This window comes from Streptomyces monticola (assembly GCF_042665355.1).
GTDB classification, from domain to species: Bacteria; Actinomycetota; Actinomycetes; order Streptomycetales; family Streptomycetaceae; genus Streptomyces; species Streptomyces monticola.
In genome coordinates this window covers 120,854-139,955 of record NZ_JBHTCF010000003.1, presented here as the reverse complement: position 1 = coordinate 139,955, position 19,102 = coordinate 120,854, and the positions used below count along the sequence as shown (strand labels likewise).

The window sequence follows — 19,102 nt, the reverse complement described above, 5'->3', positions numbered from 1 at the left end:
GCCCGCGCACCCGACGGTGACGACCGCCCCCCGGAGGCAACCGGCGAGAGTGGCCCCAGAGGCCCCGTAGCCGTCACGCCGCCGCCAGCGCCTCCGTCGGTGGCAGCCGGGCCGCGCGGAGCGCCGGATAGAAACCGGCCAGGCCCCCGATGACGAGCGTGGCGCCCACACCTCCGGCCATCGCCCACAGGGGAACGACCGTCGGCCAGCCCTGATAGCCGGCGTAGCCGGCCGTCACCGCGATGCCCAGGGCGACACCGCCCAGGCCGCCGAGTGCCGACAACAGCAGGGACTCGCACAGGAACTGAGTGCGGATCTGCCCCTTGGTCGCGCCCAGGGAGCGCCGCAGACCGATCTCCGCCCGGCGTTCCAGAACCGAGATGACCATGGTGTTGGCCACTCCGACACCCCCGACCAGGAGCGCCACCGCGCCCAGGCCCAGGAGCAGCCCGGACAGGGTCTCGTCCGTCGCCTCCCGTGCCGCGAGCGCGTCCGAAGGGCGGGACACATCGACCTCGTTGGGGTTCTCCGGGTTGGCGGTCGCGCCGAGGAGCGCCTGTACGTCGGTCACCGCCGACTCCTCGACGCGCGCGTACACGGTCGTCGCGTACCCGTCGAACCCCACTTCCTTCTCGGCCGCGGACCAGCCGATCAGCGCGGCCGAGTCGAGTTCCGGCGCGAGCGCGTTCGGCGCGAGGAGGCCCACCACCGTGAACCAGCGCCCGCCGAGCCACACCCGCACCTCGGGGCCCGAGGCGTACATCCCGAGCTGCTCGGCGGCCCTCGCGCCGAGGACCACCGCCGGGTAGCGGCCGGTGGCGGCGTTCAGCCAGCGGCCGTCGACGACTTCCGCGCCCACCGTCCCGGGCAGATCGGTGCGCGCCGCGTACACGCTGATGCCGCCGGTCTCCTGCTCGGGCACATGGTCGTTGCGGTACACCTTCGCGTCGCTCTTGCCGATCGCCGAGACCGACTCCACCGCGTCGATGGCGCCGACCATCTCCACGGCCTCCTCCGGCAGACGGGCCGTATCGCCGCCGAACGACTGGCCGGGCGCGGCCGTCAGGAGATTGGTGCCGAGCGCCGCCATCCTGCGGTTCAGCTCCTCCTGGCTGGATGTGGAGATACCCACGACGCCGATCATCGCGGCGATGCCGATCGCGATGCCGAGGGCCGAGAGGAAGACCCGCATCGGCCGTGAACGCAGCCCCGAACCACCGGTGCGCACCACGTCGACCGGGCTCAGCCGGGCCGGCTTGGGCCGCGGCGGTCGTGGCGTTCCTGGCGGTCCTGGTGGCTCAGGCAGCTGTGGTGGTGTCGTCGTGGCAGTCATACGCCCACCCGGCCCATGTCCGCGTGCTCCGCGAGTCCGGAGTCGCACTCGATCCGGCCGTCCCTGATCCGCACCTCACGGGGCAGCGACGCAGCGATGTCCCGGTCATGGGTGATCACCACGATCGTCGTGCCCGCCAGGTTCAGCTCGTCGAGCAGCTCCATCACCATCGCCCCCGAACGTGAGTCGAGAGCGCCCGTCGGCTCGTCCGCGAGGAGCAGCGGCGGATCGCCGACGACGGCCCGCGCGATCGCCACGCGCTGCTTCTCGCCGCCGGAGAGCTGGTGCGGCTCGTTGTAGAGCCGGTGCCCGAGCCCGACCCGGCGCAGCGCGCGCTCCGAGAGCCGCAGGCGTTCGCCGCGGGGGAGGCCGCAGTAGAGCAGGCCGTCGGCGACAGCGTCGAGAGCCGGTACGCCGCCCGCCAGATGGAAGGCCTGGAAGACGAAGCCGATGGTGCGGGCGCGCAGCGCGGACAGCTGCCGGTCGGACAGGTCGTCGATAGCGTGCCCGTCGATACGGACCGTTCCGGTGCTCGGCCGTGCGAGCGTCCCCATGACGTTGAGCATCGTCGACTTGCCCGAGCCCGAAGGGCCGACGATCGACAGCATCTCCCCGCGCCGCACGACGAGTCCGGCCCCGACGAGCGCGGCCACCTCGCCGTAGGTCTTGGACACGTCCTCCAACTCGACGACGGGCGCTGTGAGTTGACGCGAGAGCTCGGGTCTCACTTCGGCACCCCCACCTTCAGGCCCTCGGTGACGCCGGTGCCGGAGATCTCGACCAGGCCGTCGGCGAACAGACCGAGTTCGACCTGCCGGTACTCCACGCCGGTGCCGGTGACGGCCTGTACCGCGTAGCCGCCGCCCTGGCGTGCGACCAGGGCGTTGACGGGCACGGCGAGGACGTCCTCGCGGCTCTCCGCCGCCACGGTCACATCCACCGGTGCGGCCTGGTAACGGCCCAGCTTCTTCTGCTCCTTGACCGTGAGCTCGACCGGCAGGGTCGCCTCGTCGGTGCCGCCGTCGGAGTCGCCGCCGCCCTCGGACGGCTTGGCGGTGGCGGCGTTGCCGACGTCCGTGACCCGGGCCTCGGCCGTTGTGCCGTCCGGCAGCGTGACGGTGGCCTCGGTGCCGTCCTCGACGAGGTCCTCGTACTGCGCCTCCAGATCGACCGTCACCACCCGCTCGGTGCCGGTCCAGGCGAGCACCTCACCCGAAGCGGCGCCGCCACGGGCCGACTTGACGTCGGCGACACGGCGGGCGCCGGACGCCACGACCGCGTCGGCCGGTGCGACCGTGCCGGTCGCCGCACGGCCCAGGTCCTCCTGCCACTCCTCGACCGCGGCCGCGGTGGCGGAGGTGTACTCCTCGTCCGTGGTGAACCCGTCGTAGCCGAGCGCCGCCAGGTTCTTCTCCAGGAGCTCCACGTCCTTGCCCTCGGCGCCCGTACCGAGCGTGCGGTACAGGGGAGTTGATCCGTACAACAGCGGCACCTCTCTCTCGTCCGTGCGGTACACGGGGTCGCCGCGCCCGATGACCTCGCCCTCGGCGGGCAGCCAGGTGAGGGTTCCGGTGGAAGCCGTGGGTGCCGTGTCCTTCGCACCGCCAGCGCCGTTCCCGTCCTCACTGTTGCCGCCGCCACCGTTCGCGCCGCCGGAGTCGCCCGCCGTGGCCTGTACGGGGGTGGCCTCGCCGTATCCGAGGGTGCCGTCCACCGTCTCGCTGCGGGTGAGCGTCGTCTTGCGCACCGCCGCGGTGCGCGCCGGGCCCGACGGGGCGGCCGCGGCGCTGCCGTCGCCGTCCCCGCCGAGCGTGCCGGTGGCCGCGATCCCGCCGGCCGCGGCGACCGCGGTGGCCGCCACGACGATCAACGACGTACGCAGCGGCCGCCGTCGGCGGCGCGACGGGGCCCCGGCGACCCCGGCGACCCCGGGCGGTGGAGCGTCGGTCCCGGGCTCGGGAGCGTCGCCGCGATCCCTGTCACTTTCCGGCCCGCTCTCCGGCCGTCCGCTCTCCGGCTGTCCGCTCTCCGGCGGCCCGCTTTCCGGCCCGCCGCCATCCGCAGGACCCGCGAGCGGGTCCTCAACTCCGGGCGGAGCTCCGATGTCCGGCCGTCCGCTCACTGGCCCCCGCCGCCCTTCATCATCACGCCGCCGGTCGGCCGCTTGTCCTTGCATGCCTCCATGGCCTTGCGGAACGCGGGGTCGTCGCCCTTCATCCCGACACCGGACATGTCGATCTCCATGGCACCGCCGTTGATCTCCGGGTCGGGGAACTCGGGCATGCCGTTCTCGCGTATGCACTCCGCCCACGCCGCGACCTTCGCCGGGTCGAGGGGCTTGCCGCCGTTGGGGCCGCCCTCGCCCTGCGGTGAGAACTCCTTGCAGGCCTCCTGGGCCTTCTGGAACTCCGGTGACTGCGGGTCGACACCGGAGCCGGGAGTGATCCTGATGCCGCCGCCCTCGGCCGGGTCGGGGAACTTGTCCACGCCGTTCTTGCGCATGCACTCGGCGAACGCGAGGCCACGCTCCTGGGGGCCGGTCGGGGCCGCGCTCTTGTCCGAGCCGCCCGCGCCGCCGCTGCCCGAGGCGTCCGCGGCCTGCGGAGAGCCGCCCGAACAGGCCGTCAGTAGCGTCCCGGTGAGCAGCAGCGGTACGAGTGGAAGGATGCGGCGGGCGCTCTTGCGCCGGTAGGTCTGATTCATGCGGCCAAGGTCTACGCACCGGGCGGTTACAGGACGGGAACGCTCCCTGTTATCGCGGTGTAACCCCCTCTCCTGCATGCTTTCCGTCATGCGCGTGCTGATCGTCGAGGACCACCGGGAGCTGGCCGACACCGTGGCCACCGGCCTGCGCCAGGACGGCATGGCCGTCGACCTCGCCTATGACGGGCAGGAAGCCCTGGATCTCGCCCTGGTGCACGACTACGACGTCGTCGTCCTGGACCGCGATCTGCCGCGGCTGCACGGCGACGAGGTCTGCCAGGCCCTGGTCGAACACGGCGGCCGTGCCCGGGTGCTGATGCTCACCGCCGCCACGACGATCGAGGACCGGGTCGACGGACTCTCCCTCGGCGCCGACGACTATCTCCCCAAGCCCTTCGCCTTCGCCGAACTGATCGCCCGCGTACGGGCCCTGGCCCGCCGCGCCCAGCCCGCCGTACCGCCCGTACTCAGCCATGGCGACCTCACGCTCGACTCCGCGCAGCGTGTCGCCCGCCGGGCCGGACGCCGACTTGATCTCTCGCCGAAGGAACTCGCCGTCCTGGAGCTGCTGTTGTCCGCGCAGGGCGGTGTCGTCTCCGCCGAACAGCTCCTGGAGCGCGCCTGGGACCAGGCGGCCGACCCGTTCACCAACACCGTGAAGGTCACGATCAGCCGGCTGCGCCGCAAGCTCGGCGAGCCGCCGGTGATCGAGACGGTGCCCCATGCCGGCTACCGCATCTGACCCGGCGGGCACCGCGCCCGCCTCCGCGCCCGCGCCTTTCCGGCGTCGCTTCCGCTGGACCGTACGCCTGCGCCTGACCCTGCTCTACGGCGTGCTGTTCCTGGTGTCGGGAGCCGCGCTGCTGATCATCACGTACATCCTGGTTTTCACGCGGGAGCCGCAGTACCTCGTGAAGACCATCGGCGGTCCTTACGGGCTGCCGCCCATCGACCCGGCGCGGTTCAGGTTCCCCGATCCCGGCGAACAGCGCGAGGCGATGCTGCAGCAGCTGCTCACCCAGTCGGTGCTCGCGCTCGCCCTGATGTCGGCGGTCTCGGTGGTGCTCGGCTGGCTGATGGCGGGCCGGGTGCTGCGCCCGGTGCGGACGATGAGCGACAAGGCCCGCCGTATCTCGGATCGCAATCTGCACGAACGGCTCGGAATCCAGGGCCCCGACGACGAGTTGAAGGACCTCGGCGACACCATCGACGCGCTGCTCTCCCGCCTTGACGCCGCCTTCGCCGCGCAGAAGCACTTCGTCGCCAACGCGTCGCACGAGCTGCGCACCCCGCTCACCCTGCAGCGGGCGATGCTGGAGGTCGCGCTGGCCGACCCCGCGGCCGACGAGAAGTCGCTGCGCGCCGTGTGTCTGCGCGTCCTCGCCGCGGGCGAGCAGCAGGAACATCTCATCGCCGCGCTCCTCACCCTCGCCCGCAGCCAGCGCGGACTGCAGCGCCGTGAACGGGTCGACCTGGCGACGGTGGCGGAGAAGACGCTGGGCGAGCACGCGGCGGCCGGGGTGCGCGTGGAACGGGAGTTGGGCCCCGCCGTGACCACGGGCGACCCGCGGCTCCTCGCCAGTCTGGTGACGAACCTCGTCGACAACGCCGTACGCCACAACGCCCCGGGCGGCTGGGTCCGGGTGCGCTCGGGAACGACGGCCGGGCGCCCGGTGCTTCAGGTGACCAACAGCGGACCCGACATTCCGGACGAGCGTGTCGGCACCCTCTTCCAGCCGTTCCAGCGCTTCGAGGCGCGCACCGGCACACCGGAGGGCCATGGTCTCGGCCTGTCCATCGTCGCCGCCGTCGCCGAGGCCCACGGTGCACCCGTCACCGCGCGCCCGGGGCCCGAGGGCGGCCTCGACATCACCGTCACCTTCGCCCCCGAGGATCCGGGGCCGTTCGCCCCCGAGGACCAGGGACCGGCGCGGGGAGCCTCAACTGCGGTCCCCACCAGGCAGGACAACGGGACGATCGCACAAACCTGAACCTCTTCCCTTGGGGTCACCTCTGAAGTAACGTCCTCGCCGTCCCCCGCATTGCGGAACTTACTTTCCAGTTTTGACGCTTCCTTGCCCGCAGGGAGCGATGGAAGAGGCACCCTGATGAGTCCTGCCGTCCCTCGGGCCTCCGAGGCCGCAGCCGCCGACGTCCATCCCGTGGACGAGATCCTGCCGCCGGGCCGGATGGTGATCGCGAGCCTGCAGCATGTGGCGTCCATGTACGCCGGCGCGGTCTCGGTGCCGCTCGTGGTGGCCGTGGCGACGAAGATGTCACCCGCCGACACCGCCGTCCTGATGGGCGGCAGCCTGCTGATGGCGGGCATCGCCACCCTGCTGCAGACCCTGGGCATCGGCACGTTCATCGGCTCGAAGCTGCCCTTCGTGAACGGCGTCTCCTTCGCCGGTGTCGGCGTGATGCTCACCGTCATCGCCACCGAAGGCGGGGTGGGGACCGGCCTGCCGGTCGTCTTCGGCGCGATCATCGTGTCCAGTGTCTTCGGGTTCCTGGTCAGTTCGTACTTCTCGCGCCTGGTGCGGTTCTTCCCGCCCGTCGTCACCGGCTCGGTGATCCTGCTCATCGGGGTGTCGCTGATCCCCGTCGCGTACGACTGGATCGTGGACGATGCGCCGCACGGCGCCGCGGACCCCAAGAGCATCGGGCTCACCGGCGCGACGATCCTCCTGATGCTGCTGCTCCAGCGGTTCACACGCGGATTCCTCAAGCAGATCAGCATGCTGCTCGCGCTGCTCTTCGGCACGCTGCTCGCCGTCCCGCTCGGCCTCGTCGACTTCTCGAAGGTGAGCGACGCCGCGCTGGTCGGCGTCCCCTCGCCGCTGCACTTCGGGGCGCCGCAGTTCTCCCTGCCGGCCATCGTGTCGATGTGCGTGGTGATGCTGGTCATCCTCACCGAGTCGACGGCCGACATGATCGCGCTCGGCAAGATCGTGGGGAAGGACGTGGACGAGCGCACCATCGCCCGCGGCCTGCGCGCCGACAGCCTCGGCTCGGCCCTGAGCCCGCTGTTCAACGCCTTTCACGCCAGCGCCTTCGCCCAGAACATCGGCCTCGTCGTGATCTCCAAGGTGCGCAGCCGCTACGTCGTGGCGCTCAGCGGAGCCATCCTCGTCCTCATCGGGCTCAGCCCGGCCGCCGCCGCCCTGGTGTCCGTGGTGCCGATGCCGGTACTCGCCGCGGTGAGCCTGTTCCTCTTCGGCTCGATCGCCGTCAGCGGTATCCAGACCCTCGTACAGGCCGATCTGCACCAGGGGGACAACGCCCTGATCGTCGTCATGACCCTCGGCGCCGGACTCGCCCCCGCCCTGTCGGACGGCATCTACAGCGGCTTCCCCGACTGGGCGCAGATCGTCCTCGGCTCCGGCATCTCCACCGGCTGTCTCGTCGCCGTCGCCCTGAACCTGGTCTTCAACCACTGGGGGCGCAAGGGGAGTTCGGGAGCGGCTGAGCCGAAGCCCGAGCCTGAGCCGGCGACGGTGGCGCACTGACCCGCTGATCCACTGACCTCTTGATCCACTGAGGCGAGGCCGTCCCTCCGCGGCCTCCTGCGAGCCGGCTCGGCCCCGTGCGCCGCCACGGGCCCGAGCCGGCCTTCGTACGCCCGGTCTGCCGCGCTTTCCCTTACGGCCGCAAGCCGGGGCCGAACCCCGTCCAGCGCAGGTCGGCCGGGAGGTGCGCCATGTCGTTGTACGCCAGCACCGTCGGCGGCAGGCCGTCGCGGTACTGGATCGCCGTCAGCGCCGTGTTCGCGGTGTGCAATCCCAGCCAGCGCGTGGGCGGTGCTTCGAGGGCGTGCCGCATCAGCCAGGCCACCTGATAGGCATGCGTGACCAGGACCTCATGGGTCCCGGCTCCGGCCCCCGTCCCGGTCCCGCCGTCGGCGGGGCGGGCGAACCGGTCGGTCAGCGCGTCCGCGAGACGGGCTCCCGCGGCGGCTTCGTCCGCGTCGAACCCATCGAAGAACCCCGCCCACGCCGGGGGCATCTCGGCCGGTACGTACGGGATGTGGTCGACGAGTTCGGCTGCCTCCCGCACGGGAACATCCGCCAGCTGCTCGCCGATGATCCGGGCCGTCCGCGCGGCCCGTGGCAGCGGCGAATGCCACACCGCGTCGACCGGCAGCAGGGCGAGACGCTTCGCCAGCAGTTCCGCCTGCCGGTGCCCCACATCGGTCAACTCCCCGAACGGGTCCGCGTCGCCGTGCCTCACCACGTACAAGTGCCGGGTCGCCACTGTTGCTTCTCCTTGAGATGGGTCCGTGCCAATTGATCCGTCAGCCCGTCAGCCCGTCAGCCCGTCAGCCCGTCAGCCCGTCAGCCCGTAAGCCCGTCAGCCCGTCAGTCCGTGCGGAGTGCGGCGCGGGCCGCGCTGAGGCGCTCGACCTCATCGCGCGGGGAGTGGTCGCCCGATGCCTCGTCCGCCCAGGCGAGCAGCCGGTGCAGATGCGGGTCGGCCGCGCCCGTGGTGATACGGGGGCTGCCGACGGCGACCTCACCACTGCTTCCGTCGATGGTGACGAGGGCGCCTTCGCCCACGGTGCGCCCACCGGCTCGCACGACGGCGCCGGTGACATCGACGGAGAGTCCGGCGACACCGACGACCGCGGGTTTCCCCATCGACCGTGCGACCACCGCGGCGTGGCTGGCCGGGCCGCCGCGCGCGGTGACGATGCCCGCGGCGGCGGCGAGGCCGCGCATGTCGTGCGGCGATGTCTCCGGCCGTACGAGGACGACCGGGCCGTCGGCGGCCATGCGTACCGCCGTGTCCGTCGTGGTCGCGACTCTGCCGACGGCGACACCCGGGCAGGCCCCCGTGCCACGGGCCAGGATGTCGGCCGGCCCCGACGCCGCGATACGAGGGATACGGACCTGCCGCAGCTGCTGGGGCGAGACCCTGAGCAGCGCTTCGTGACGTGTGAGTACGCGCTCGTCGGCGAGCTCGGCCGCGACGCGGACGGCGGCGGCTCCGGCGAACCGCCCAGGCCTGACCTGAAGGAGCCACAACTCGCCCGACTGGAAGGTGAATTCGGCATAGCAGGCGTCGCGCTCATGCTTCTCGATCCGGTTCAGGGCGTCGAGCAGCCGGGCCCACACCGCGGGCTCCCGGTCGGCGAGTTCGCGCAGGGGGCGGGTCAGCGACCGGCCCGAGACCACATCCTCGCCCTGGTGCGCGAACAGGACTTCGCCGAACGGTGCCTTCTCCCCGGTGCCGGGGTCGCGGCTGAACGCCACGCCGGTCCCGCTGCGGTCGTCGCGGTTGCCGAACACCATCGTCTGCACGATCACGGCGGTGCCGAGGTCGTGCGGGATGCCGTGCAGTTCACGGTAGGTCCGCGCGCGTGGCGTGTCCCACGACGAGAAGACGGCCCGGACCGCGAGGCGCAACTGCCCGATCGCGGTGTCCGGAACGCCCGCGTCGGTGTGCGTGAGCGCGGAGGCGAAGCCGGACAGGAGGCGCCGCCGCGAGTCCTGCGCGAACCGCATATCGCCGGTCTCGGCCGCCAAGCCCTCCGTGGCCCCGGTGGTGAGGCCGAGGTTGAGGATGGTGTTCATCATGCCGGGCATCGACACACCGGCCCCGGAGCGGACGGATACGGCCAAGGGCGCCCGCGCGCCGCCGAATCGGCGCCCCGTGACGGCTTCCAGGGCGCTCATGGCGCTCACGAGTTCCTCGTCGAGCCCGCCGGGAAGCCGTCCGTCCCGCAGGAACGCGCGGCATGCCTCCGTGGTGATCACGAACCCGGCGGGCACCGGCAACCCGAGGTGGTGCAGCGTGACGAGACCCCGCGCCTTCGCGCCCAGTACCTCGGCCGTCTCCTCGACGTGCGGGCCGAGATGACGGATCCACTTCATGGGGTGAGTCCGCTTCATCGGGCGAACCCGCTTCCTCGCGGGATGCCGAGGGTGGCGAGCAGGTCTTCGTGCAGCTCCGCCCACACCGTGTGGTAGGACGCGGTGCTGTCGGCGACATAGTCCAACTCGCCCGCGGAGGCCCGGTCCAGGGCTTCGGCGAGACGGTCGCGGTAGCGGCCGAAGCGCGCAAGCGCCGCCGACAGCTCGTCACAGACGACCGTGGCCCGCTGCTGCAGCGCGGTGAACCGGCCGAGAACCCGGGCGTCATAGGAAGGGTCGCTGTGGTCGTTGACGGTCATGACCCCGTCGACGGACCTCAGTTGCCAGGCCGTGCACAGGTCGAGCAGTTCCGGGTTGAGCACGAGGAAGCGTTCGTACGCCGCGGCCACGGCGGTGCGGGCGCCGGCCGAATCCAGCTCGCCGGTGATCCGTTCGGCATCCGCGGCCCGGCCGGACTCCGTCAGGCCCCAGACGCCGAACTCGCCCGCCACACGCGTGACGAGCCCCGCGACCGCGAGGTCGATCAGCTCCGACTCGACCGCGGACCCGTCAAGGCCGGTGGCGGTGACCACCCGGGCCATACCGGAGTACCCGCCGCAGCGCAGGGCGTGCAGCACCATCAAGTCGGCCTCTGTGCGCGGAGGTCGGGGCGTGCTCATGCGGTCGTGCTCCTCGACCGTGCGCCGCGCCCGGCCCCGGCCCGGGCTGCCGCGGCCGCGTGAGCGGCACCCCGCCCGTGGCTTCGGGCGACGATCACGCCGCCCCGAACGCGTACGGCGGCTTCCGTCTCATCGTCCGCGCCGCCTTCTGCCCTGTCTTCCGCACCGTCTGCTGCTGCGTCGCCTTCCGTCCCGTCCAGGCCGATGGCCGACGTGACTCGTGCTCCGTCGTCGATGACGAGCCGTACGTGCTGCCACGCCTCGGCAGGGAACACACTGCGCAGGCAAGCGATGAGGTCGCTGATCCTGAGCCGTAGGAGACGGCCGGTCTCGGCGGGATCACCGGTGACAACGACCACCGTGACCTGTTCGCCCGGCCGCACGGAGCGCACGGCCTCCTCGGCGGCGGCGAGGCGATGAGCCCCGAGCACCGTGATCAGCCCGTCGGCACCGAGGTCGACCGGCGCGCCACTGATCCGGTCGACAAGCCCGGTGGGCGGGACCCAGGCGTCCTGGCACGGCTCGGCGGGCTCGACGTAGGGCAGATGCGGCGGCGCCCAGGTGTCACCGAGGTCGAGTTCTGCCAGATGCTCACAGGCGCGGGCCCGGTCGAAGGGGTCGCCGAATCCCGGCGACAGCTCGGCCAGCAAGCCCGAGCCGCCGAGCAGCGTCAGGACCAGCTCGGCCAGTCGCACACGCCGCACCGGCGGACGATCCGACGGTCGGTGCGGCGAGCGGGCCGACGCGCGGGCCGACGTGCGGTTCGACGCGCGACCCGGTTCGCAGGACTCAAGGCCGAGGGCGAGCAGCAACGCCTCGAGCCGGGCGATCTGGGCCAGCACGGTGCGGCCTTGCTCGTCGTCGAACACACCCACCAGTGAACGCAGTTGGAGGCGGCCGCCCGACGCGGTGTCGTCGACCAGAGGCAGCCGCTCCAGCCATGTCCGTGCGAACGCCCCGAGCGCGTCGGCCGGTGACTCAGGTGACTCCCGCGGCGCGACCGTGCCGCCGTGCTCGACCCTCTGGCCCCTCTGGCCCCTCTCGCCTCTCTCGCCTCTCTCGCCTCTCTCGCCTCTCTCGATCATCTCGACCAGCACCGCCAGATACAGCGCCCGCTTGCCCGGGAAGTTCGAGTACACCGCGCCCCGCGTCAGCTCCGCCCGCTCGGCGATCCGGTCGATCTTCGCCAGGGCATAGCCGTACTCGATGAACTCCTCACGCGCTGCGGCCAGTACGGATGCGCGCGTGCGTGCCTGCTGCTGGACCCGCGTCAGCCGAGCCATGACCTGACCACCCCGTTCCGTTCCATGACGTCCCTCGACGGCACCATCAGGATATGGACTGTATCCCGATGATGCTGACATCTGAAAGCGGGGTGCCCTGGACGGCTCGGCGATCAGGCCCGGTCAGGCGTCCTGCACAAGACCGATCACATTCCCGGCGCTGTCCGTGACCGTGGCGATCTGGCGGCCGCCGCCGACGTCCTGGGGCTTCTCCCCGAGCGTCGCGCCGGCGCCGGTCAGCTCCGCGATCGAGGCCTCGATGTCCTCGACCTTCCAGTAGGGGACCGGTGCGGTGAGGCCCTTGCGGTGGCCGTTGGGGTCGAGGCCCACCGTCGGCTGACCCTCGACCTCGAAGCCGACGTAGTACGGCGCGTCCTGTGTGGGGGCGGTGCCGAGCAGCGCGGTGAACAGGGCCTTGGCCTGGTCGATGTCCTTGACGGGGTAGATGATGTTCTCGAGTCGGGCGGCCATGACGGGCTCCTCGGTGTGCGCGGTGAGATGGGTCTGCGGGACACCTCGTCCCTGCCTTCACCACGCTAGAAGCAACCGTCGTCCCAGGGCTTCTCCATTCCTGACCAGTGCGCGGCAGCCCATGACTGGCCAGTGCGGTCCGGACCGGCCCGCCGTCGAACCCGCCGCCCTCACTCTGCAAGCGCTCGCAGAGACCGTCAAGAGCCCCGTCGGATTGCCGGGCCGACCCATGCCCCGACCATGCACTCCCTTGACCTCCCAAGACAGAAAGCGCTTGCGCGAACTGTTGACGCTGCTACGAGCGCATGCAAAAGTCGCGCCCCAACCCGAAGTTGACCAAGGCTGCCGACCCAGCTCGCAGAGGAGCCGCATGGGCAATGACGCCCCCTCTCGCAAAGTCGCCCTCGCCCGCAACGCCGCCCCTTCCCGCAGCATCGCCCCTTCCCGCAGCACCGCCCCCTCCCGCCGTGCCGCCCTGGCAGCCTTGCTGTCCGCGGCACTCGTCACCGGCTGCAGTGGCGGGGCGCGTTCCGTCGCCTCCGGCGGTACCGCCACGCTCCGCTATTTCTTCTGGGGCGAGATCAGCCGGGCCGAACTCATCAACCAGTGCATCGACGTCTTCGAACGCGGCCACCCGAAGATCCGGATCAAGGCGAGCTTCGTCGGCTTCGACCCGTATCTGCAGAAGGTGACCACCGCCCTCGCCGGCGGCAACCCGCCCGACGTCCTGCATGTCGACTACGCCTGGCTGCGCACCTTCGCCCATCATGATCTGCTCGCCGACCTCGGTGAGGTCTCGGGTCCGGGCAAGGAGATCGACGTCGGCACCGTCGTGCCCGCACTGCGCACCGCGGGCCTGATCGAGGACCGCCGTGTCGGACTGCCGCTGTCGCGCAACAGCATCGGGCTCATGTACGACGCCGGGCTGTACGCCAAGGCCGGGGCCGCGCCGCCGGATCTGAACACGAGCTGGGACGCGTTCGTCGAAGAGACCGCGAAGATACGGAAGTTCACCAAGGGCGCCCAGGCCGGTGTCGACAACCCCGGCCAGAACTACATGGGCGTCGAGATGTGGATGATGCAGCACGGCAGGACCGCGTGGACGGAGTCCGGTCAACTCGGCTATACGCCCGATGACTTGCGGGAGTATCTGACGTTCATCGAGCGCTGGCGGGAGACCGGGGGCATCGCCTCGGCCCGGGAGATCCTGGAGTCGAAGCCCAACGGGCCCGTCACGCTGCGCCGCGCCGCAGCCGTCTTCGAGTGGGACAACCAGATCGGCAGCCGCAGCGAAGTGCGCGGCACTCCGCTGAAGTTGACCACCCCGCCCACCGACACCGGCAGGAGCGGCCTCTACGCCAAGCCCGGCATGCTGATCAGCGCCGCCGCCGCGACGCCGTATCTCAGCGAGGCCGCACAGTTCATCAACTTCATGATCAATGACCGGCGGGTCGCGCAGATCCTCGGCACCAACATCGGGATGGCGCCCACCACGAGTCAGCAGGGCGTCGCCAGCATGGACGACCCCTTCGTGCGGCTGACCTCGGGCTATGAGAAGCGGATCGAGGATGTGGCGGCGCCGACGCCGCCCGCGCCCGGCATCGGCGGCAACACCCTCAACGTCCGCCTGGAGCGCATCGCCGAGAAGGTCGGCTACGGCGCACTCTCCGTGGACGAGGCCGTCGAGCAGTACTTCGACCAGGTGAAGTTCGCCGCCTCCTGACGGCCACCGGCCCGCCCTCTCGCCCGATGAGTTACGGAGACCACCCCCATGGCCGGTACGACGACGACCAATGACCGGATACCAGCGGCCCGCCGCTCCCCGGAGGGCCCGAGTACCACGCCGCGCAAGCGACGCAGGAGCAACGACCGCGCCGCGTATGTCTTTCTGACCCCCTGGATGATCGGCGCCGGCCTTCTCACGCTCGCGCCGATGTTCTACTCGCTGTTCATGTCCTTCACGGACTACAACCTCTTCGACACCCCGAACTGGGTCGGCCTCGACAACTACGCGCGGCTCCTCTTCGGCGACCCGCAGATGCGCGACTCGGTCCTGGTCACGCTCCAGTACGTGGTGATCGCCACCCCGCTGAAGCTCGCCGTGGCGCTCGGCGTCGCCCTGCTCCTGCACAACAGGCGCCGTGGCCGCAACTTCTACCGGGCCGCCTTCTATCTGCCCTCGCTCATCGGCGCCAGCGTCGGCGCGGCCATCGTGTGGCGGCTGCTGTTCTCCACCGGCAGCGTCGTCGACCGGGCGCTGAGCGTCATCGGCCTCGACACCGGCGGCTGGGTTTCGAACCCCGACTGGTCGATGATGTCCCTGGTCGCCCTGTCCGTCTGGCAGTTCGGCGCGCCCATGGTCATCTTTCTGGCCGCGCTCCAGCAGATCCCGCGCGATCTCTACGAGGCGGCGGAGGTGGACGGTGCGGGCCCGGTGCGGCGGTTCGTCTCGGTCACCGTGCCGATGCTGTCCCCGGTGATCTTCTTCAATCTGGTCCTGGAGATGGTGCACGCCTTCCAGATGTTCAACTCGGCGTTCGTGGTCTCCAACGGCACCGGCGGCCCCGCGGGCTCCACCTACGTCTACTCGATGTATCTGTACGAACTCGGCTTCAACGACTTCCGGATGGGTTACGCCGCCGCCCTGACCTGGGTGCTCCTGATCGTCGTCGGCATCGTGACCGCCGTCCTGTTCAAGACCTCGGGCCGCTGGGTCCACTACGCGGGCGAGGAGAAGTGACCATGACGACCCCGACCATCTCCCCGGCCCCGGCCCCGGCGCCCACGTCGGCTTCGGCGGGCGGAAACCGCCGCCCCTTCGACCGGGGCGCCGTCCTGTGGCACGGCGGCGCCGTCGTGCTCCTGCTCGCCCTGCTCTACCCCGTGGTGTGGGTGTTCACCTCGGCGGTCAAGCCGCCCGAGGAGATCCTCTCCAGCTTCGACCTGCTGCCCGCCGACGCCACCTGGGACGGCTTCCGTACCGCGCTCGACGGCATCGCGGAGGTGCCGACCTGGCGGTTCTTCTCCAACTCGCTGATCATCTCGGTGGGTTCGGTGATCGGCAACGTGCTGTCCTGCTCGATCGCCGCCTACGCCTTCGCGCGTCTGCGCTTCCGTGGCCGCGGCGTGATGTTCACGGCGATGATCGGCACCATCCTGCTCCCGCACCATCTGCTGCTGATCCCGCAGTACACGATGTTCCAGCAGGCCGGCCTTATCGACACCTTCGTGCCGCTGCTGCTCGGCAAGTTCCTCGCCACCGACGCGTTCTTCGTGTTCCTGATGGTGCAGTTCATCCGCAATCTGCCGCAGAGCCTCGACGAGGCCGCCCTGATCGACGGCTGCGGTCACTTCCGGATCTTCCGGCATATCGTGCTGCCGCTGCTGCGGCCCGCCCTGGTCACCACGGCCATCTTCACGTTCATCTGGTCGTGGAACGACTTCTTCGCCCCGCTGATCTACCTCCAGTCGCCGGAGAACTACCCGCTGCCACTCGCCCTGCGGCTGTTCGTGGACTCCTCCAGCTCCAGCGACTACGGCGCCATGCTCGGCATGACCGTCCTCTCGCTGCTGCCGGTGATCGCCTTCTTCGCGGCGTTCCAGCGTCTGCTCATCGAGGGCGCCGCCACCTCCGGACTCAAGGGCTGACGGCGATGACGTACGCCACCCGGCGCGAGACCCCGTACGGCGAACGCTTCACCCTCTTCGCCGAAGTCCTGTGGATCGGCCTGCTCGTCACGCTCGGCTCGCTGCCCCTGGTGACCTGGCCCGCGGCCATGGCGGCCGGGTGTGCGGCGGTGCGCCGGACCCAACCCGACGGGCCAGGCCCCGGCACGGCGCGCCGCTTCGCCGCCGACTGGCGGGCCGCTCTGCGCGGCGGAACTCTGCGCGGAGCAGCCGGACTTGGGGCCCTGGCCTTCCTCGCCGCCGATCTGCGGCTCGCCGCAGTCGCCGGCGACCTGCCCGGCTTCGGGCTCCTCGTCGCGGTGTGCGCCCTCGCCGCGACCGCGGTGGTCGTCGTGCAGCTGCGCGCCGCCGCGGCGTGGAGCAGGTCCGACGCGGGCGGCCGCTGGACGCGCACCGCCCTGCACCGCACCCGCACCGACCCCGCGGGTACCGCGATGCTCGGCGCCGCGGTGGCCGCCGCCGCGGTCTGCGCCTGGCAGTCACTGCTGCTCGCCCCGCTGGTCCCGGGCCTCCTCGCCCTCGCGGCGGTGGCGGTGGAGGGACGGCGGCGCGCGGGAGCGGAGGACGGCCGGTGTGGGGCCGTAGCAGGACCGCCGCAGCCCACACCTGTGACCGAACGGGGGAGTTCATGACCGCAAGCGCCGAAGATGTGGCAGCCGACGCGGGGGTGTCACCCTCCACCGTTTCGCGCTGCTTCGCCTCGCCCGGACAAGTGCGGCCCGAAACCCGCGAACGTGTCCTCGCCGCGGCGGCCCGCCTCGGCTACACCCCGAGCCGGGTCGCCCGCTCCCTGGCCGTGGGGCGCACCCGCACCCTCGGCCTGATCGTCCCCGATATCGCCAACCCGGGCTTCGCGGTGGTCGCCAAGGCGATGCAGGCACGGGCGCGCCGCAAGGACTACGCAGTGTTCCTCGCCGACACTGACGAACACCCGGACGACGAGTACGAGTTGGCGCTCACCCTGGCCCGCCAGGTCGACGGGCTGCTGCTCGTCGCACCGCGGATGGACACCGAGCGCCTCGGCGAGGTCGTCCGGCGCGTGCCCGGCGTCGTCGTCAACCGGCGGGTACCGGGGGTGTCATCGGTGGCCGCGCCGACCGACGACGGACTGCGCCAGGCGGTGGCCCATCTGCACGCCCTGGGCCACCGTCACCTCGCGCTCGTCCTCGGTGCCCGGCACTCCTGGTCCAGCGAGCGGCGCGGCCACGCCGTACGCGAGATATGCGAGCAACTGGAGCTGAAGCTGACGGAGTTCGGGCCGCACGAGCCCAAGTTCCACACCGGGGCCCAGATGGCCGACCTCGTACTCGCCTCCGGGGCCGGCGCGGTCGTCGCCCACAACGACCTGATGGCCCTCGGGGTGCTCTCCCGGCTGAGCGAGCGCGGAGTGCGCGTACCCGACGACATCAGCCTGGTCGGGGTCGACGACATACTCCTGGCCGCCACCTCGACTCCCGCCCTCACCTCGGTACGGCTGCCCCTCGACGCGCTGGGAGAGCGGGCCGTGGACCTGCTGCTCCGTCGTCTCGACGACGGCGCCGAGGAGTGTCAAGAGCTCACCCTGGACAGCGAGTTGATCGTCCGCCGCTCCACCGGCCCCGCCCCGCGGCCCTCGACGGGCCCCGTCTCGTAGCGGCCATCACCGGCCCCACCACCGGCTCCGCCCCACGGAAGGAACCCCGAACCATGCCCTCCCTCACCACCCGGCGCGCCGCGATCGTCGGCACGGGCCACCGTGCCCAGATGTACACCCGGGCCCTCGCCGCCCGCGCCCACTACGACGTGGTGGCGCTCGCCGACCCCAGCCGGACCCGGATCGCGCACCACAACCGGCTGCTCACCGGACTCGGCGCCGCCGAAGCCACGGCCGCCGCGCCGGACGGCTTCGCGGACCTGCTGCGCCGGGAACGGGTCGACGAGGTGGTGGTCACGACGGTCGACGCGAGCCACCACCAGTACATCGTCACGGCCCTCGACGCGGGCTGCCGCGTCGTCACGGAGAAGCCCCTGACCACCGACGCGGAGAAGTGCCGCACGATCCTCGACGCGGTCGAGCGCACCGGCGGCGATCTGTCCGTCACCTTCAACTACCGCTACAACCCGGCCCACGAGAAGGTCTGGCAGCTGCTCGCCGACTGCGCCATCGGCGAGGTGCGCTCCGTGCACTTCGAGTGGCTGCTCGACGTGCGGCACGGCGCCGACTACTTCCGCCGCTGGCACCGCGAGAAGCGGCACAGCGGCGGCCTGCTCGTCCACAAGTCGGGCCACCACTTCGACCTGGTCAACTGGTGGCTCAACGCGGCCCCTTCACGGGTGCACGCCGAGGGCGGTCTGGTCTTCTACGGCCGTGACAACGGCGAGGCGACCGGTCTGCGCCGTGACTACCACCGCGCGTACGGCGCGGCGGCCGCCGCCGACGACCCGTACGCGATCCACCTGGCCGACGACCCCGGCCTGACCTCCCTCTATCTGGACGCGAACGAGGCGGGCGACCCCTACCTGCGGGACCGCAATGTCTTCGGTGACGGCATCGACATCGAGGACGACCTCGCGGTCCTGGTCCGCTACGACACCGGCGCCACCATGACGTACCACCTCACGGCCTACTCGCCGTGGGAGGGCTACCGCGTGATGTTCAACGGCACCGGCGGCCGCCTGGAGCTGGAGGTGGAGGAGAACACCTGGCAGCCGCCGCGGACCGCGGCCGGTGCCGACGGCGCGCACGGCGGTGTGGTCATGGCCAATCCGGGCCGCACCAGGATCCTCCTGCGCCCGCTGTGGGAGGAGCCCCGCGAGGTGCCCTTCACGGTGGCGGCCGGCTCTCACGGCGGCGGCGATCTGCGCATGCTCAAGCAGCTCTTCGGCCCGCTCGGCGACGGCACGGACGAGGGCGCGGCCCCCGCCGCGGGCAAGGGCGCGACGGCCCGCGACGGGGCGCTCGCCCTGGCCGTGGGAATCGCGGGCAACGAGTCGCTGCGGACGGGCCTGCCGGTGGCCGCGACGGGACTCTTCGGCACGGCGGGCGACTGAGTCCGGGACCGGCCCCCTTGTCACCCGTTCGGCCCTGCGGTGCGTGCGGGCGCCCCCGGCCCG

Annotated in this window: 18 protein-coding genes; 9 read left to right on the top strand and 9 right to left on the bottom strand. The window is 71.5% G+C overall.

Annotated elements, in window-relative coordinates; genetic code table 11:
• Nucleotides 1–73: 73 nt before the first annotated feature.
• From ACFQVC_RS09020 to ACFQVC_RS09005, 4 genes are all read right to left on the bottom strand, one after another.
• On the bottom strand, nt 74–1,333 hold the full coding sequence (locus ACFQVC_RS09020; protein ID WP_381828678.1) for an ABC transporter permease: 1,260 nt from the start codon (nt 1,331–1,333) through the stop codon (nt 74–76).
• A complete protein-coding gene (locus tag ACFQVC_RS09015; protein ID WP_381828675.1) occupies nt 1,330–2,061 on the bottom strand; it encodes an ABC transporter ATP-binding protein in 732 nt (243 codons plus the stop codon). The genes ACFQVC_RS09020 and ACFQVC_RS09015 overlap by 4 nt, the downstream gene beginning before the upstream one ends.
• Nucleotides 2,058–3,194 (bottom strand): peptidoglycan-binding protein, encoded by a 1,137-nt coding sequence (locus tag ACFQVC_RS09010; RefSeq protein ID WP_381828672.1) that lies wholly within the window; start codon nt 3,192–3,194, stop codon nt 2,058–2,060. The genes ACFQVC_RS09015 and ACFQVC_RS09010 overlap by 4 nt, the downstream gene beginning before the upstream one ends.
• Nucleotides 3,195–3,451: 257 nt before the next feature.
• A complete protein-coding gene (locus tag ACFQVC_RS09005) occupies nt 3,452–4,036 on the bottom strand; it encodes a hypothetical protein (protein WP_381828669.1) in 585 nt (194 codons plus the stop codon).
• A gap of 88 nt (nt 4,037–4,124) precedes the next feature.
• Here ACFQVC_RS09005 and ACFQVC_RS09000 point away from each other — a divergent pair, with 88 nt between their 5' ends.
• From ACFQVC_RS09000 to ACFQVC_RS08990, 3 genes are all read left to right on the top strand, one after another.
• Nucleotides 4,125–4,778, top strand: coding sequence for a response regulator transcription factor (locus tag ACFQVC_RS09000; RefSeq protein WP_381828666.1), 654 nt, complete (start codon nt 4,125–4,127; stop codon nt 4,776–4,778).
• Nucleotides 4,759–6,027, top strand: coding sequence for a sensor histidine kinase (locus ACFQVC_RS08995; protein ID WP_381828663.1), 1,269 nt, complete (start codon nt 4,759–4,761; stop codon nt 6,025–6,027). The genes ACFQVC_RS09000 and ACFQVC_RS08995 overlap by 20 nt, the downstream gene beginning before the upstream one ends.
• Nucleotides 6,028–6,144: 117 nt before the next feature.
• Nucleotides 6,145–7,545, top strand: coding sequence for a nucleobase:cation symporter-2 family protein (locus ACFQVC_RS08990; RefSeq protein WP_381828660.1), 1,401 nt, complete (start codon nt 6,145–6,147; stop codon nt 7,543–7,545).
• A gap of 133 nt (nt 7,546–7,678) precedes the next feature.
• On the opposite strand, the gene ACFQVC_RS08985 is transcribed toward ACFQVC_RS08990, so the two are convergent.
• From ACFQVC_RS08985 to ACFQVC_RS08965, 5 genes are all read right to left on the bottom strand, one after another.
• Nucleotides 7,679–8,290 carry a histidine phosphatase family protein gene (locus ACFQVC_RS08985; RefSeq protein ID WP_381828657.1) on the bottom strand — a complete coding sequence of 204 codons (612 nt, stop codon included), beginning with the start codon at nt 8,288–8,290 and terminating at the stop codon, nt 7,679–7,681.
• Between the two features lie 104 nt (nt 8,291–8,394).
• Entirely contained in the window at nt 8,395–9,909 is a 1,515-nt protein-coding gene (locus ACFQVC_RS08980; RefSeq protein WP_381828654.1) for a pyruvate, phosphate dikinase, read from the bottom strand.
• A 14-nt stretch (nt 9,910–9,923) separates the two neighbouring features.
• Nucleotides 9,924–10,568: a transcriptional regulator gene (locus ACFQVC_RS08975; RefSeq protein ID WP_381828651.1), complete on the bottom strand. Its 645-nt coding sequence runs from the start codon at nt 10,566–10,568 to the stop codon at nt 9,924–9,926.
• Nucleotides 10,565–11,851: a TetR family transcriptional regulator gene (locus ACFQVC_RS08970; RefSeq protein WP_381828648.1), complete on the bottom strand. Its 1,287-nt coding sequence runs from the start codon at nt 11,849–11,851 to the stop codon at nt 10,565–10,567. The genes ACFQVC_RS08975 and ACFQVC_RS08970 overlap by 4 nt, the downstream gene beginning before the upstream one ends.
• Nucleotides 11,852–11,974: 123 nt before the next feature.
• The gene (locus ACFQVC_RS08965; RefSeq protein ID WP_381828645.1) at nt 11,975–12,322 is read right to left on the bottom strand and encodes a VOC family protein; all 348 of its coding nucleotides are present in this window, start codon (nt 12,320–12,322) and stop codon (nt 11,975–11,977) included.
• 370 nt (nt 12,323–12,692) lie between these two features.
• On the opposite strand from ACFQVC_RS08965, the gene ACFQVC_RS08960 reads away from it, so the two are divergent.
• From ACFQVC_RS08960 to ACFQVC_RS08935, 6 genes are read left to right on the top strand one after another with little or no spacing between them, the layout of a single operon-like run.
• Nucleotides 12,693–14,045, top strand: a complete 1,353-nt coding sequence (locus ACFQVC_RS08960) for an ABC transporter substrate-binding protein (RefSeq protein WP_381828642.1) — start codon at nt 12,693–12,695, stop codon at nt 14,043–14,045.
• A gap of 48 nt (nt 14,046–14,093) precedes the next feature.
• Entirely contained in the window at nt 14,094–15,062 is a 969-nt protein-coding gene (locus tag ACFQVC_RS08955) for a carbohydrate ABC transporter permease (protein WP_381828639.1), read from the top strand.
• 2 nt (nt 15,063–15,064) lie between these two features.
• A complete protein-coding gene (locus tag ACFQVC_RS08950) occupies nt 15,065–15,970 on the top strand; it encodes a carbohydrate ABC transporter permease (protein WP_381828636.1) in 906 nt (301 codons plus the stop codon).
• A gap of 5 nt (nt 15,971–15,975) precedes the next feature.
• A complete protein-coding gene (locus ACFQVC_RS08945; RefSeq protein WP_381828633.1) occupies nt 15,976–16,641 on the top strand; it encodes a hypothetical protein in 666 nt (221 codons plus the stop codon).
• Complete coding sequence (locus tag ACFQVC_RS08940; RefSeq protein ID WP_381828630.1) at nt 16,638–17,642, top strand: LacI family DNA-binding transcriptional regulator; 1,005 nt, start codon at nt 16,638–16,640, stop codon at nt 17,640–17,642. Before ACFQVC_RS08945 ends, ACFQVC_RS08940 begins: the two co-directional genes overlap by 4 nt.
• Before the next feature lie 53 nt (nt 17,643–17,695).
• Nucleotides 17,696–19,039 carry a Gfo/Idh/MocA family protein gene (locus tag ACFQVC_RS08935; protein WP_381828627.1) on the top strand — a complete coding sequence of 448 codons (1,344 nt, stop codon included), beginning with the start codon at nt 17,696–17,698 and terminating at the stop codon, nt 19,037–19,039.
• Nucleotides 19,040–19,102: the final 63 nt, after the last annotated feature.